Annotated in this window: 15 protein-coding genes; 1 reads left to right on the forward strand and 14 read right to left on the reverse strand. The window is 61.0% G+C overall.

The features are described from left to right. Window positions 1-4 precede the first annotated feature (4 nt). From sucD to sdhC, 9 genes are all read right to left on the reverse strand, one after another. Window positions 5-907 carry a succinate--CoA ligase subunit alpha gene (sucD, locus tag LJE98_RS10150; protein ID WP_229575103.1) on the reverse strand — a complete coding sequence of 301 codons (903 nt, stop codon included), beginning with the start codon at window positions 905-907 and terminating at the stop codon, window positions 5-7. Window positions 908-924: 17 nt separating this feature from the next. After that, on the reverse strand, window positions 925-2118 hold the full coding sequence (gene sucC / locus LJE98_RS10155) for an ADP-forming succinate--CoA ligase subunit beta (protein WP_229575104.1): 1194 nt from the start codon (window positions 2116-2118) through the stop codon (window positions 925-927). 31 nt (window positions 2119-2149) lie between these two features. Then, window positions 2150-3112, reverse strand: coding sequence for a malate dehydrogenase (gene mdh / locus LJE98_RS10160; RefSeq protein ID WP_229575105.1), 963 nt, complete (start codon window positions 3110-3112; stop codon window positions 2150-2152). A gap of 159 nt (window positions 3113-3271) precedes the next feature. After that, window positions 3272-4450 (reverse strand): cell division protein ZapE, encoded by a 1179-nt coding sequence (gene zapE / locus LJE98_RS10165; protein WP_229575106.1) that lies wholly within the window; start codon window positions 4448-4450, stop codon window positions 3272-3274. Between the two features lie 60 nt (window positions 4451-4510). After that, window positions 4511-5032 (reverse strand): protease inhibitor Inh/omp19 family protein, encoded by a 522-nt coding sequence (locus LJE98_RS10170; protein ID WP_229575107.1) that lies wholly within the window; start codon window positions 5030-5032, stop codon window positions 4511-4513. 183 nt (window positions 5033-5215) lie between these two features. After that, a complete protein-coding gene (locus tag LJE98_RS10175; protein ID WP_102020997.1) occupies window positions 5216-5995 on the reverse strand; it encodes a succinate dehydrogenase iron-sulfur subunit in 780 nt (259 codons plus the stop codon). 17 nt (window positions 5996-6012) lie between these two features. Then, window positions 6013-7857, reverse strand: coding sequence for a succinate dehydrogenase flavoprotein subunit (sdhA, locus tag LJE98_RS10180; RefSeq protein WP_229575108.1), 1845 nt, complete (start codon window positions 7855-7857; stop codon window positions 6013-6015). Between the two features lie 6 nt (window positions 7858-7863). Next, window positions 7864-8244, reverse strand: coding sequence for a succinate dehydrogenase, hydrophobic membrane anchor protein (gene sdhD / locus LJE98_RS10185; RefSeq protein WP_229575109.1), 381 nt, complete (start codon window positions 8242-8244; stop codon window positions 7864-7866). Window positions 8245-8255: 11 nt separating this feature from the next. Beyond that, window positions 8256-8651: a succinate dehydrogenase, cytochrome b556 subunit gene (gene sdhC / locus LJE98_RS10190; RefSeq protein ID WP_229575110.1), complete on the reverse strand. Its 396-nt coding sequence runs from the start codon at window positions 8649-8651 to the stop codon at window positions 8256-8258. 287 nt (window positions 8652-8938) lie between these two features. On the opposite strand from sdhC, the gene LJE98_RS10195 reads away from it, so the two are divergent. Beyond that, the gene (locus tag LJE98_RS10195; protein WP_229575111.1) at window positions 8939-9298 is read left to right on the forward strand and encodes a hypothetical protein; all 360 of its coding nucleotides are present in this window, start codon (window positions 8939-8941) and stop codon (window positions 9296-9298) included. On the opposite strand, the gene LJE98_RS10200 is transcribed toward LJE98_RS10195, so the two are convergent. Genes LJE98_RS10200 through tsaD form a run of 5 tightly spaced genes read right to left on the reverse strand, consistent with a single transcriptional unit; the run spans window position 9295 to window position 12789 of the window. Then, a complete protein-coding gene (locus LJE98_RS10200; RefSeq protein WP_229575112.1) occupies window positions 9295-9939 on the reverse strand; it encodes a class I SAM-dependent methyltransferase in 645 nt (214 codons plus the stop codon). The genes LJE98_RS10195 and LJE98_RS10200 overlap by 4 nt on opposite strands. Before the next feature lie 7 nt (window positions 9940-9946). Next, a complete protein-coding gene (locus LJE98_RS10205; RefSeq protein ID WP_229575113.1) occupies window positions 9947-10378 on the reverse strand; it encodes an EVE domain-containing protein in 432 nt (143 codons plus the stop codon). A gap of 5 nt (window positions 10379-10383) precedes the next feature. Continuing rightward, the gene (locus tag LJE98_RS10210; protein WP_229575373.1) at window positions 10384-10677 is read right to left on the reverse strand and encodes a YciI-like protein; all 294 of its coding nucleotides are present in this window, start codon (window positions 10675-10677) and stop codon (window positions 10384-10386) included. A gap of 31 nt (window positions 10678-10708) precedes the next feature. Then, window positions 10709-11698: an NAD(P)H-dependent glycerol-3-phosphate dehydrogenase gene (locus LJE98_RS10215; RefSeq protein ID WP_229575114.1), complete on the reverse strand. Its 990-nt coding sequence runs from the start codon at window positions 11696-11698 to the stop codon at window positions 10709-10711. Next, the gene (gene tsaD / locus LJE98_RS10220; RefSeq protein ID WP_229575115.1) at window positions 11695-12789 is read right to left on the reverse strand and encodes a tRNA (adenosine(37)-N6)-threonylcarbamoyltransferase complex transferase subunit TsaD; all 1095 of its coding nucleotides are present in this window, start codon (window positions 12787-12789) and stop codon (window positions 11695-11697) included. The genes LJE98_RS10215 and tsaD overlap by 4 nt, the downstream gene beginning before the upstream one ends. Window positions 12790-12809 lie beyond the last annotated feature (20 nt).

Raw genomic sequence — 12809 nt, forward strand, 5'->3', positions numbered from 1 at the left:
CGTCTCAGCCCTTGAGGACTTCGACCAGCGTCTTGCCGAGGCGTGCCGGCGAAGGCGAAACCTTGATGCCGGCCGCTTCCATGGCTTCGATCTTGGATTCCGCATCGCCCTTGCCGCCGGAAACGACAGCGCCGGCATGGCCCATGGTGCGACCCTTTGGAGCCGTACGGCCGGCGATGAAGCCTGCCATCGGCTTCTTGCGGCCCTTCTTGGCTTCGTCGATGAGGAACTGCGCCGCATCTTCTTCAGCCGAGCCGCCGATTTCGCCGATCATGATGATCGAAGTCGTGGCCGGATCGGCCAGGAACATCTCAAGCACGTCGATGAACTCGGTGCCCTTGACCGGGTCGCCGCCGATACCGACAGCCGTTGTCTGGCCGAGGCCTTCGTTCGACGTCTGGAACACGGCTTCATAGGTCAGCGTGCCGGAGCGGGAAACAATACCGACAGAGCCCTTGCGGAAGATCGAACCCGGCATGATGCCGATCTTGCACTCTTCCGGCGTCATGATGCCCGGGCAGTTCGGCCCGAGCAGGCGCGACTTGGACTTGTCGAGACGAGCCTTGACCCGCACCATGTCCATGACCGGGATACCCTCGGTGATGCAGGTGATGAACGGGATCTCGGCATCGATGGCCTCGATGATGGCGTCGGCTGCCCCTGCCGGCGGAACGTAGATCACGGATGCGTCGGCACCGGTCTTTTCCTTGGCTTCGGCGACGGAGGCGAAGATCGGCAGGCTTTCGCCCTTCGAGCCGGTCCAGGTTTCGCCACCCTTCTTCGGATGGATACCGCCGACCATCTGCGTGCCATAATAGGCAAGCGCCTGTTCGGTATGGAAGGTACCGGTCTTGCCGGTCAGGCCCTGAACGAGGACCTTGGTGTTCTTGTTTACAAGAATAGACATCAGATAGGTCCCTCAGATTAGCCGTTGATCGCCGCGACGATCTTCTTGGCAGCGTCGTCCAGATCGTCGGCTGCGGTGATCGCAAGGCCGGATTCGTTCAGGATTTTCTTGCCAAGTTCGACATTGGTGCCTTCAAGGCGCACGACGAGCGGAACCTTGAGGCCCACTTCCTGCACGGCGGCGACAACGCCTTCCGCGATGACGTCGCACTTCATGATGCCGCCGAAGATGTTGACGAGAATGCCCTCGACCTTCGGGTCGGCCGTGATGATCTTGAAGGCTGCAGCGACCTTCTCCTTGCCGGCGCCACCGCCGACGTCACAGAAGTTTGCCGGCTCCTTGCCGTAAAGCTTGATGATGTCCATTGTCGCCATGGCGAGACCGGCACCATTGACCATGCAGCCGATATTGCCGTCGAGCGCCACGTAAGCGAGGTCCCACTTGGAGGCTTCGATTTCCTTGGCATCTTCTTCGGTCTCGTCACGCAACGCCCGGACGTCGTCATGGCGGAACAGCGCATTGCCATCGAAGGACATCTTGGCGTCGAGAACGCGCAGATGGTCATTCTTCATGACGATCAGCGGGTTGACCTCGAGCAGCGCCATGTCCTTTTCGACGAAGGCCTTGTAGAGGATCGGGAAGAGCGACTTTGCGTCTTCGGCGGCAGCCCCCGAAAGCTCGAGAGCCTTGGTGATGGCAGCCACATCCGCAGCAGTCACACCGGCTTCCGGATCGATGGCGATCGTGTGGATCTTCTCAGGCGTGTCATGGGCAACGGCTTCGATGTCCATGCCGCCTTCCGTCGAAACGACGAAGGCAACCTGGCCGACCGAGCGGTCGACGAGCAGCGAGCAGTAGAGTTCGCGGGCGATGTCGGCGCCGTCTTCGATGTAGAGGCGGTTGACCTGCTTGCCGGCGTCGCCGGTCTGGGCCGTCACCAGCGTGTTGCCGAACATTTCCTTGGCGTGAGCCTTGGCTTCGTCGATCGAGAAGGCGAGGCGTACGCCGCCCTTGGCATCGGGGCCAAGTTCCTTGAACTTGCCCTTGCCGCGACCGCCGGCATGGATCTGGCTCTTGACCACGTAGAGCGGGCCCGGAAGCTGCTTGGCGGCAGCTTCGGCTTCTTCTGCGGAGAAGATCGCCACACCTTCGGCGACCGGCGCACCAAAGCCCTTCAGAAGAGCCTTGGCCTGGTATTCATGAATGTTCATTGTCGTGTCCCTGTTTTGGGCGAAATGGCAATTACTTGAGTGCCGGGGCGATATTGATGCACGCTTCGCAGAGGCTGGCGACAGCGCCGACCGATTTCTGGAAGGCTTCTTCTTCAGCCTTGTTCAGGTCGATCTCGATGATGCGCTCGACACCGCCTTCGCCGATGACGACGGGAACGCCGACATACATGTCCTTCACGCCGTACTGGCCGGTGAGATAGGCGGCGCAAGGCAGGACGCGCTTCTTGTCCTTGAGGTAGGACTCAGCCATTTCGATCGCCGAGGCGGCCGGAGCGTAATAGGCCGAGCCGGTCTTCAGGAGGCCGACGATTTCGGCGCCGCCGTCACGGGTGCGCTGGATGATCTCTTCCAGGCGTTCCTTGGTGACCCAGCCCATCTTGACGAGGTCGGTGAGCGGAATGCCGCCAACGGTCGAGTAGCGGGCGAGCGGCACCATGGTATCGCCATGACCGCCGAGAACGAAGGCGGTGACGTCCTGGACGGAGACGTTGAACTCTTCCGAGAGGAAATGACGGAAGCGGCCCGAGTCGAGCACGCCGGCCATGCCGACGACCTTGTTGGCCGGGAGGCCGGAGAACTTCTGCAGCGCCCAGACCATCGCGTCGAGCGGGTTGGTGATGCAGATGACGAAGGCGTTCGGAGCATATTTCTTGATGCCGGCGCCGACCTGTTCCATGACCTTGAGGTTGATACCCAGCAGGTCGTCGCGGCTCATGCCGGGCTTGCGGGCAACACCGGCAGTGACGATGCAGACGTCAGCGCCTTCAATGGCGGCGTAATCGCTGGCACCAGACAGCTTGGCATTGAAGCCTTCGACCGGGCCGGACTGGGCAATGTCGAGCCCCTTGCCCTGCGGGATGCCGTCGGCAATGTCGAACAGGACGATATCGCCCAGCTCCTTCAGACTGGCGAGATGCGCCAGCGTTCCACCAATCATTCCAGAACCGATAAGAGCGATCTTCTTGCGCGCCATTGTAGACTTCCTTTTGGATCCGCGACCAAGGCCGAGGGCGAGTGTTAGCCTGCCCTTGTGGACAAACCGCATAGCTGCAAAGGGTCTAAACCGCAAACGATAATTTTTGGTATATCAATTTCAATCGGTTAGAAGATAAAACTCTTACGTAAACGTCAATTAGTTCGTCACCGCTTCGTCATGTTTGCTGCGTTTTGACTGGTGCAGCGCGAGATAATCCGTGCTTCGCATTTCGAAAAGACGCGAAATGGTACGGTCGAACTCGAAGCCTTCGGTTCCCTTCTTCTCCGTCAGCAGCGCCTCCGGCATGGCGACGGCAGACGCAAACAAACGCACGCTGGCATCGTAGAGGGTGTCGATCAGGATGATGAAGCGTTTCGTCTCGTTGCGCTTGTCCGGCCCGAGATGCGGAATGTTCTCGACGAAGACCACATCGAAGCGTTTGGCAATGGCGAGGTAGTCCGACGCACCCAATGGCTTCTCGCAAAGATCGCCGAAGCTGAAGCGAGCAGATCGGCCGACCGCATGCGGAACTTCGACGCTGCGGCCCTTTATTGATATCGAGACGGGCATTTCAGCCTCGCCCCCGGTCACACGTGTCCAGGCAATGTCCATCATCTTCGGCGCATCGTCGAGTGGCGCCACATAGACAGGCAGGCTTTCCATCTTCTCCATGCGGTAATCCGTCGGAGAGTCGAGCGTCGATACGCTCACATTCTTCTTGAGCAGTTCGACGAAGGGCAGGAAGAGGCCGCGATTGAGCCCGTCACGGTAAAGATCATCCGGCGCGACGTTCGAGGTCGCGACCAGTGTACATCCGCGGGCGAACAGTTCGGTGAAGAGCCGCGCGAGGATCATCGCGTCGGCGATATCGGTGACTGTGAATTCGTCGAAACACAGAAGCTGCGCCTCTTCACGCAAGGCGGCAGCCACCGGAGGCACAGGATCCGCCTGCTTCGTCTCGCCCGCCTTCAGCTTTTGTCGGTGCGCATGAATACGGGCATGCACATCGGCCATGAACTCATGAAAGTGGGCGCGGCGCTTCTTCTCGATCGGGGCGAGCTTGAAGAACAGATCCATCAGCATGGTCTTGCCGCGACCGACACTGCCATGAACATAGAGCCCCTTGATCGGGATCTCCTGCTTTCGCCTCTGAGCGAACATCCAGCCCAGCGCGCTTTTTTTGGCGGCCGGCTTGCGCGCCTTGAACTCCGTCAGGATACGGTCGAGCTTTTCAGCAACTTCGAACTGGTACCGGTCGGGTTGAAGTGTCCCCGCCTCCGTCATCGCGCGCAACTGCTCGGCGACGCTCAGGCCGTAGTCAGGAACTGGCTGCATGGAATGATGTCCCGCCGGGTGGGTGGCCCGGCAAAGGCCACCGCAGGGATAAGGGAAGGATCAGCGGCTCAGGCTGACCGGCTGACCGGAAGCGGTGCTGCCGTCGAAGCGGGCATCGGCCGTCTTGTAGACGCTGCCAATGGTATTGCCGTTGCGATCCTTGAGCACGACCTGCTTGCCCGACACTTCCCAGGACCCCATCGCCGTCAATTCGCCCGCACAACCACGGGTGCCACCACGCGAGCCACTGCCGAGGTTGGTAAGGGTCAGGAACATATCGCAGCTGGATCCGGCGCTCTGGACGCGCCAGTTTCCGACCATCGATTCCTTGGTGACGTCGAGCGCGGTCGCAGGCGCACCAGCAGCGGGATTGAGGGCGGCCGTGTTCGTTGCAGGCGCCGCCGGAAACTGGGATCCCGCACCTGGAGGCGGCAACTGGCCCGACTGGACCGAAGGCACAGGCTGCGCCTGTAGCGGGGGAAGCGCACTGTTGGCGGCATTCATGCTGCTGTAGGAGGTCCGCTGGCAACCCGCGAGCGCCAGAAGGATGGCTGTTCCGGTAACTGCATGGCTGAATTTCATCATTATACTCCCGCTCTCGCGACCTGTGCCGCAACCTGCCGTACAACTGCACTACAATTATGGTACGCCGACATGGTTAATCAAGTTCCATATCGCCCCGGATCCATAGCCGGCACTATACGGATAAATTAAGGCCGCCCGAAACGGTTCCCGGGCGGCCTCTCGAAGTTTTGACAATTTCGCTCAGGCGCGGCGCTCGACCATCATCTTCTTGATTTCAGCGATGGCCTTGGCCGGATTGAGGCCCTTCGGGCAGGCTTGCGCGCAGTTCATGATCGTATGGCATCGATAGAGACGGAACGGATCCTCGAGATTGTCGAGGCGCTCGCCGGTGGCTTCGTCTCTGGAATCGATCAGCCAGCGATAGGCCTGCAGCAGGACGGCCGGACCGAGGTAACGGTCGCCGTTCCACCAGTAGCTGGGACAGGAGGTCGAGCAGCAGGCGCACAGGATGCACTCGTAGAGACCGTCGAGCTTCTGGCGGTCTTCATGGCTCTGCTTCCACTCCTTGGCAGGCGCCGGGGAAACGGTCTTGAGCCAGGGCTCGATCGAACGGTGCTGGGCGTAGAAGTTCGTCAGATCCGGCACCAGATCCTTGACGACCGGCAGATGCGGCAGCGGATAGACCTTCACCGTCCCGTTCACTTCGTCCATGCCCTTGGTGCAGGCCAGGGTGTTGGTCCCGTCGATGTTCATCGCGCAGGACCCGCAAATGCCTTCACGGCAGGACCGGCGCAGCGTCAGCGTCGGGTCGATATTGTTCTTGATGTACAAGAGACCATCGAGAACCATCGGGCCACAATCGTCGACATCGATGTAGTAGGTATCGATGCGCGGGTTCGCGCCGTCATCCGGGCTCCAGCGATAGACCCTGTATTCCCGAACATTCTTGGCACCGGCCGGCTTCGGCCAGACCTTGCCTTCGGTGACCTGAGAGTTCTTGGGAAGAGCAAGTTCAACCATGTCCTATACCTCTCAAATCAATAAACGCGTGCCTTGGGCGCGATCTTGTAGGGATCGATGCCTTCGGCGATGAGTTCCGTGTGGACAGGACGGTAGTCGAGCTTCACGTCGCCAGCTTCGCTGACCCAGGCCAGCGTATGCTTGCGCCAGTTGACGTCGTCGCGGCCGGCGAAAGGACCGTCGACATAGTCCTCGCGGGCGTGACTGCCGCGGCTTTCCTTGCGCGCTTCCGCGCCATAAACCGTGGTGATGGCGTTGGCCATGAGGTTGTGCAGTTCCAGCGTCTCGACCAGATCCGAATTCCAGATCATCGAACGATCGGTGACCTTGACGTCAGGCAGTTCCTTCCAGATTGCCGAAAGGCGCTTGCAGCCGCTTTCGAGCGATTCCTGGGTGCGGAACACCGCTGCGTCGTCCTGCATGGCGCGCTGCATCTTGTCGCGCAGCACGGCGGTCGGCGTTTGACCGGACGCATGGCGCGTCGCGTCGAAGCGGTCCATGATCTTGTCGCAGGCGGCGGTGTTGAGCGCCGGGATCGGCGACGTGCGATCGATGACTTCGGCAGCCCGGATCGCGGCCGCACGACCGAAGACAACGAGGTCGATCAGCGAGTTCGAGCCCAGACGGTTGGCGCCATGCACGGATGCGCAGCCGGCTTCACCAACAGCCATCAGGCCCGGGATCACCCGTTCCGGATTGTTCGAATCGGCATTGAGCACTTCGCCCCAATAGTTCGTCGGAATGCCGCCCATGTTGTAGTGAACGGTCGGCAGAACCGGGATCGGTTCGCGGGTCACATCGACGCCGGCGAAGATCTTCGCCGATTCCGAAATGCCCGGCAGGCGTTCATGAAGAACCGCCGGATCGAGGTGGTCGAGATGCAGGAAGATATGGTCCTTGTTCTTGCCGACGCCGCGGCCTTCACGGATTTCCATCGTCATGCAGCGCGAGACGACGTCACGCGAGGCGAGGTCCTTGGCCGACGGCGCATAGCGCTCCATGAAGCGCTCGCCTTCGGAATTGACCAGATAGCCACCTTCGCCGCGTGCACCTTCGGTGATCAGACAGCCGGCACCATAGATACCCGTCGGGTGAAACTGGACGAATTCCATATCCTGCAAAGGCAGGCCCGCGCGGGCGATCATGCCGCCACCGTCGCCGGTGCAGGTATGCGCCGATGTCGCGGAGAAGTAGGCGCGGCCATAACCGCCGGTCGCCAGAACGACCATCTTGGCCGAGAAGCGATGGATCGTGCCGTCATCGAGGTTCCAGGCGACAACGCCGGTGCAGCGGCTGCCATCGTCAGACATGATCAGGTCGAGTGCGAAATACTCGATGAAGAACTCGGCATTGTTGCGCAGCGACTGGCCGTAAAGCGTGTGCAGGATGGCGTGGCCGGTACGGTCGGCGGCAGCACAGGTGCGCTGCACCGGCGGGCCTTCGCCGTAGTTCTGCATGTGACCGCCAAACGGACGCTGATAGATCTTGCCTTCCTCGTTACGCGAGAACGGCACGCCGTAATGCTCAAGCTCATAGACCGCCTTCGGCGCTTCCATGGCGAGATACTGCATGGCGTCGACGTCGCCGAGCCAGTCGGAACCCTTGACGGTGTCGTAGAGATGCCACTGCCAGCAATCGGGCGTCATGTTGTTCAGCGAGGCGGCGATACCGCCCTGGGCTGCGACCGTGTGGCTACGGGTCGGGAAAACCTTGGTGATGCAGGCCGTCTTGAAACCCTGTTCGGCCATGCCGAGCGTCGCACGCAGACCGGCGCCACCGGCACCGACGACCACGACGTCGTAGGAATGGTCAACATAGGTGTATGCCTTGCCTGTCTGGGCGAAGTTATGAATGGTTGCCATGTTGATTTATCCTACGAATGCGATCTTCAAGATGGCGAAAAGACAGAGGCCACCGATCAGGATCGCGAAGAACGTGTTCAGCATCAGAAGCAGCAGCTTGGTGACATGTGCATGGACATAGTCCTCGATGATCACCTGCATACCCAGCTTCATATGGATCAGGGCCGAAAGCACGACCAGAGCCATGACGACGGCAACGAGCGGGTGCGACAATGCGCCAACCACCTCGGCATAAGGCGCGCCGTTGTACATGACGAGGAAGCCGACAAAGAAAAGGATCAGCGGAATATTGGCGACGGCCGTGACGCGCTGGCGCCAGAAGTGCTCGGTGCCTTCCTTGGCCGAGCCGAGACCGCGGACCTTGCCGAGCGGAGTGCGCATATCCATGGATGGGTGCCTCAGGTGCGAATGATATAGGCAACGACCCAGACGAGGATCGTCAGGACGACGGATGCGATGATGTTGGCTTTGGCGAGCTTCGTCGAGAAATGCTTGTCGAAGCCGTAGCCGACATCCCACATCAGGTGGCGGAGACCGCCGAGCATGTGGTGGACAAGCGCCCAGGTATAGCCGAACAGGATGAGGCGACCGATGATGGTCCCCATGAACCAGTTGACCCACTCGAAGTAGTCGGCGCCCGTCGAGGCTGCCACCAACCACCACGCAACCAGGATCGTGCCGAAATAGAGCGCCGCACCGGTGATACGGTGCAAGATCGACATGATCATCGTGGGAATGGGCTTGTAGATTTGCAGGTGCGGCGACAGGGGCCGGTTTTTAGTCACATTCGCCATCTAAACCTCGCGGCGTCTCGATGCGGTCCGATCATACGGACATACTGTTTGCAATGTGTCACAACGTTTGTGGTGCATTGCATCAGGGGGACGTTTAATCCTCGAACTCCCGGACGACAAGCACATTCGCCTGACGATTTCAATTTAATCGATTCGCGTGAATAGAACTTTAGTGCCACGGCGAACGATATTCTCACTACGAAAAAAGCGTGGAAGTGGATGACTTTAGCAACCTGATGCGGCATGCTGCGTTAACGATTTGTTAACCGCGTTCAGGAGGCCCCCTCATGCTCAAGCATCGTCTCGCCGTGATGGCTCTGACCGTCTTGCTCGGATCCGTCGCTGGCATAGCCGAAGCGGGTGAACGCCACAGCCGCAACCAGTCCCATCATCACGGACGCGGACAAGCGATCATCGGCAGCAACGGCCTCCCATCCGTCATCCCCGGCATCGGCACTTTTGCCGGCAGCATCTCCGGTCTGCGGATCAAGGGCAACGGTGTCTTCATTGCCATTGATCGCGACGCAACACCAAAAGTCGTGACCTACCGCGCACCGAAGGCCAAAATCATTGAAATTTCAGCGGAAAACCATGAAGAAGCCTGCTCGTTCGAAGCTGGCGTCTGCGTTATCCGGCCGAAGAACTAGAGAAATTTCCACACGGTCGTCTTCTTCACTTCGCTGTCCTCCAGCACCCGCGTAACCGGCACCTGATAGGTTGCCAGTTCTTCCAGCTGCTCGGTAGGCCGATAGCTTCGCCCCGGATCGCCCACGAGAACGACGCATCCGTCCTTTGCGACAGCAGAGAACCACGCGACCAGCGATCGGGCGAAATCGCTCTCGTAGAAAACATCACCCGCCAGGACCACATCGACATCGACCGAGCGTCCAATGAGATCATCGTTGGTGAAATCAACCGCCACGCCATTCAGGGCAGCATTCAGTCGCACGGCAGTTTTGGCCCAGGGATCGATGTCGGCGGCGACGACATCCGCCGCGCCAGCCATCGCAGCGGCGATCGCGACCATGCCCGACCCACTGGCAAAATCCAGCACCCGCTTGCCCCGAACCGTTTCCGGATGATCGAGCACATAGCGCGCGAGCCCCTGACCACCCGCCCAGGCAAAGGCCCAGAACGGTGGCGGCAAGCCGATCGCCTCGAGATCTTCCTCGGTCTTCAGCCAGAGATCATGCACCTCGCTCGCGAGGTGGAGGCGGATCTCCGGCACATGCGGCGGCGAAAGCACGCTGGTGTTTTCACGGATGAAACGATCGGGATCGGTGTTCACGGATGGATCAGACGGGCGGATTGTCGAGACCACCCATACGGCAGACCTCGAAATATTCGTCTTCCGTCACCGGCTGGACCGAAAGCCGCATGGAAGTGACGAGCGCCATCTTAGAAAGCTTCTCGTTCGCCTTGACGTCCTTGAGGCTGACGGGCTTCGGCATGTCGCAGACGGCCCTGATATCGACGCAGTCCCAGCGGGCATCCCCCTCGGCGGTCGAATCCGGATGCGAGAGCGCACACACCTCGACGATGCCGACGACTTCCAGACCCTCGTTGGAGTGATAGAAGAATCCCTTGTCGCCGATCTTCATCGCCCGCATGTTGTTGCGCGCCAGGTAGTTGCGAACGCCCGTCCATTCTTCGCCGGCCGCACCCTTGGCCTTCTGCATCTCCCAGGACCACTTGAAGGGTTCGGACTTGTAGAGCCAGAATGCCATTGTCTTTAAGCCTCGGGATTGTTGAAGGCCCAGTTATAGGGCTTGATCTCGACGCTCTCGAACAGCCCCGCCTTTGCATAGGGATCCTGCGCTGCAAGTGCTCTTGCCGCCTCGATGTCGTCGGCTGCGATAAGCAGCATCGAACCACAGGGCTTGCCGTCGGAATCGAGGAAGGGGCCGGCGATCTTCAACTGGCCTGCGGCATTGAGCCCGTTCAGCCACTCGACATGCGGCGGACGCGTTTCCATCCGAAGATTCAGGTGTTCAGGCTTGTCGGCGCAGATGACGGCAAACAGCATCATGGTTCTCCTTGGGGTCTCTCGAGCGGGCTCATTCTGTGGTGATTGGCCGCGACATCAGTTGGGTGATCGCGGTCGGGATGTCCAGCCTGCCGTCGATGATCGCGGCAACGGCCTGCGTGATCGGCATCTCGATCTGGTGACCTTCCGCGAGGCGGGCAGAGACCGCAGCAGCAAAAGCGCCCTCGACGAGCGAGCCATGCTGGGCAGCAATTGGTTCACCGCGCCCGAGTGCGATTCCGAATCGCAGATTGCGCGACTGGTGGCTGGTGGCCGTCAGCACGAGATCGCCGAGGCCTGACAGGCCGCGCACCGTATCCCCGCGACCGCCCATGGCATCGACGAGCCGCGACATTTCGGCAAGGCCCCGCGCGATGAGGGCTGCCCGCGCCGAATCGCCGAGCCCCATGCCCTCCACGATACCGCAGGCAATCGCGAGCACGTTTTTCAACGCGCCCCCGAGTTGCACACCGATCCGGTCGTCGGAGGCGTAGAGGCGGAAGGTCTGGCCGGAGATCACCTTGGCAAGATGTTCGGCAAGCATCAGTTCCTGCGCAGCAATTGCCATGGCCGTCGGCAAACCCTTGGCGATGTCGGCCGCGAAGCCAGGGCCGGAGAGCATCGCAATCGGATGGCCCGGCAATGCAGTCTCGAGAACGTCTGTCAGAAGGCGCGAGGTCTGTTTCTCGATACCCTTGGCGCAAATCACGACAGGCACGCCGGCTTTCAGATGCGGCCCATAGGTTTGGGCGGCCGCGATTTGCGACTGTGACGGCATGGCGAAAAGCACGATGTCTGACTCGTTCAGATCTTCCGCCCGCGCCGAAAACCCCAGGGATGGGGGAAGCTGAATGCCCGGTAGCGCACTCTCGTGCACACGGTCTGACTGCAAATCAGCCATGACCGAGGGATCGCGACCGATCAGCAACGCCTGTGCCTTGCCCGTCTGGGCGATCACGGCGGCGAGCGCCGTGCCGAAGGCACCCGCGCCGATGACAGAGATACGTGGCATCCCGCTCATGCCTTGGCTCCCCGCTTGCCATAGGCGAGCAAGGCCTTGGCATCCTGGTCGAGGGGCCAGCGCGACCGGGGTGCGACGGCGATATCATCTGCCGGCATGCCGAGCGCCATGCGCTCAAGTCCGGCCCAGGCGATCATGACGGCATTGTCGGTGCACAGATGATGCGGCGGCGCGACGAAGCGGAAGCGATACTCGGCACAAAGCGCATCCAGCGTCTGGCGCACTTCTTGATTGGCAGCGACACCACCGGCGACGACCAGCGCAGGCTCGACGACACCGGGATACGTCTCCTTGAAGCGCTTCAGGCCACGACCGATGCGATCCTTGAGCGTGCGCGAAATGGCATGCTGGAAGGAGGCGCAGATATCGGCGATATCCTGTTCGGTCACCGGCGCAATACCTTCTGCTGCCTGGCGCACGGCGGTCTTCAGGCCGGAAAACGAAAAGTCGAGGCGCGCCTCGCCGACCAGCGGCCGGGGAAAGGCGAAACGTTTAGGGTTGCCCCCGGCCGCCGCCCGCTCGACGGCGGGACCGCCGGGATAGGGCAGGCCAAGCAGTTTCGCCGTCTTGTCGAAGGCTTCGCCCAGCGCATCGTCGATCGTCGTGCCCCAGCGCTCATAGTCGCCGACACCCTTGATCAGGACCAACTGCGTGTGCCCGCCGGAGACCAGCAGCATCAGATAGGGAAAGGGGACGCCGTCGGTGAGCCGCGCTGTGAGCGCGTGGCCTTCCAGGTGGTTGACGGCATAAAGCGGCTTGCCCGTGGCGCGGGCAATCGCCTTGCCCGTCATCAGTCCGACCAGCAGCCCGCCGATCAGCCCGGGACCCGAGGTCGCGGCGATCGCATCCACCTCGGCGAGCGTGATGCCGGCCCGCGTCAGGGCCTCCTCGATCAGCGTGTCAAGCGCATCGACATGCGCGCGGGCCGCGATTTCGGGCACGACACCGCCATAGGCGCTGTGTTCGTCGAGCTGGCTCAACACGACATCCGCCTCGGTCACGGCCGATCCGTCGGGCAGCCGGGTGACAACGGCCGCGGCCGTCTCGTCACAGCTCGTTTCGATGCCGAGAATGCGCAGTTTGGATGTCATGGAACCTGTTCATTGATTGC

The sequence above is a fragment of the Rhizobium sp. 'Codium 1' genome (assembly GCF_020889605.1).
Classification (GTDB): domain Bacteria; phylum Pseudomonadota; class Alphaproteobacteria; order Rhizobiales; family Rhizobiaceae; genus Allorhizobium; species Allorhizobium algae.

Coding starts and splice junctions, on each gene's coding strand:
- LJE98_RS10210 (WP_229575373.1), bottom strand. CDS start 10,677: ATGCTGTTTGCCGTCATCTGCGCCGACAAGCCTGAACACCTGAATCTT.
- tsaD (WP_229575115.1), bottom strand. CDS start 12,789: ATGACATCCAAACTGCGCATTCTCGGCATCGAAACGAGCTGTGACGAG.
- LJE98_RS10170 (WP_229575107.1), bottom strand. CDS start 5,032: ATGAAATTCAGCCATGCAGTTACCGGAACAGCCATCCTTCTGGCGCTC.
- LJE98_RS10215 (WP_229575114.1), bottom strand. CDS start 11,698: ATGAGCGGGATGCCACGTATCTCTGTCATCGGCGCGGGTGCCTTCGGC.
- zapE (WP_229575106.1), bottom strand. CDS start 4,450: ATGCAGCCAGTTCCTGACTACGGCCTGAGCGTCGCCGAGCAGTTGCGC.
- LJE98_RS10205 (WP_229575113.1), bottom strand. CDS start 10,378: ATGGCATTCTGGCTCTACAAGTCCGAACCCTTCAAGTGGTCCTGGGAG.
- sdhA (WP_229575108.1), bottom strand. CDS start 7,857: ATGGCAACCATTCATAACTTCGCCCAGACAGGCAAGGCATACACCTAT.
- sdhC (WP_229575110.1), bottom strand. CDS start 8,651: ATGGCGAATGTGACTAAAAACCGGCCCCTGTCGCCGCACCTGCAAATC.
- LJE98_RS10195 (WP_229575111.1), top strand. CDS start 8,939: ATGCTCAAGCATCGTCTCGCCGTGATGGCTCTGACCGTCTTGCTCGGA.
- sucC (WP_229575104.1), bottom strand. CDS start 2,118: ATGAACATTCATGAATACCAGGCCAAGGCTCTTCTGAAGGGCTTTGGT.
- sdhD (WP_229575109.1), bottom strand. CDS start 8,244: ATGGATATGCGCACTCCGCTCGGCAAGGTCCGCGGTCTCGGCTCGGCC.
- sucD (WP_229575103.1), bottom strand. CDS start 907: ATGTCTATTCTTGTAAACAAGAACACCAAGGTCCTCGTTCAGGGCCTG.
- mdh (WP_229575105.1), bottom strand. CDS start 3,112: ATGGCGCGCAAGAAGATCGCTCTTATCGGTTCTGGAATGATTGGTGGA.
- LJE98_RS10175 (WP_102020997.1), bottom strand. CDS start 5,995: ATGGTTGAACTTGCTCTTCCCAAGAACTCTCAGGTCACCGAAGGCAAG.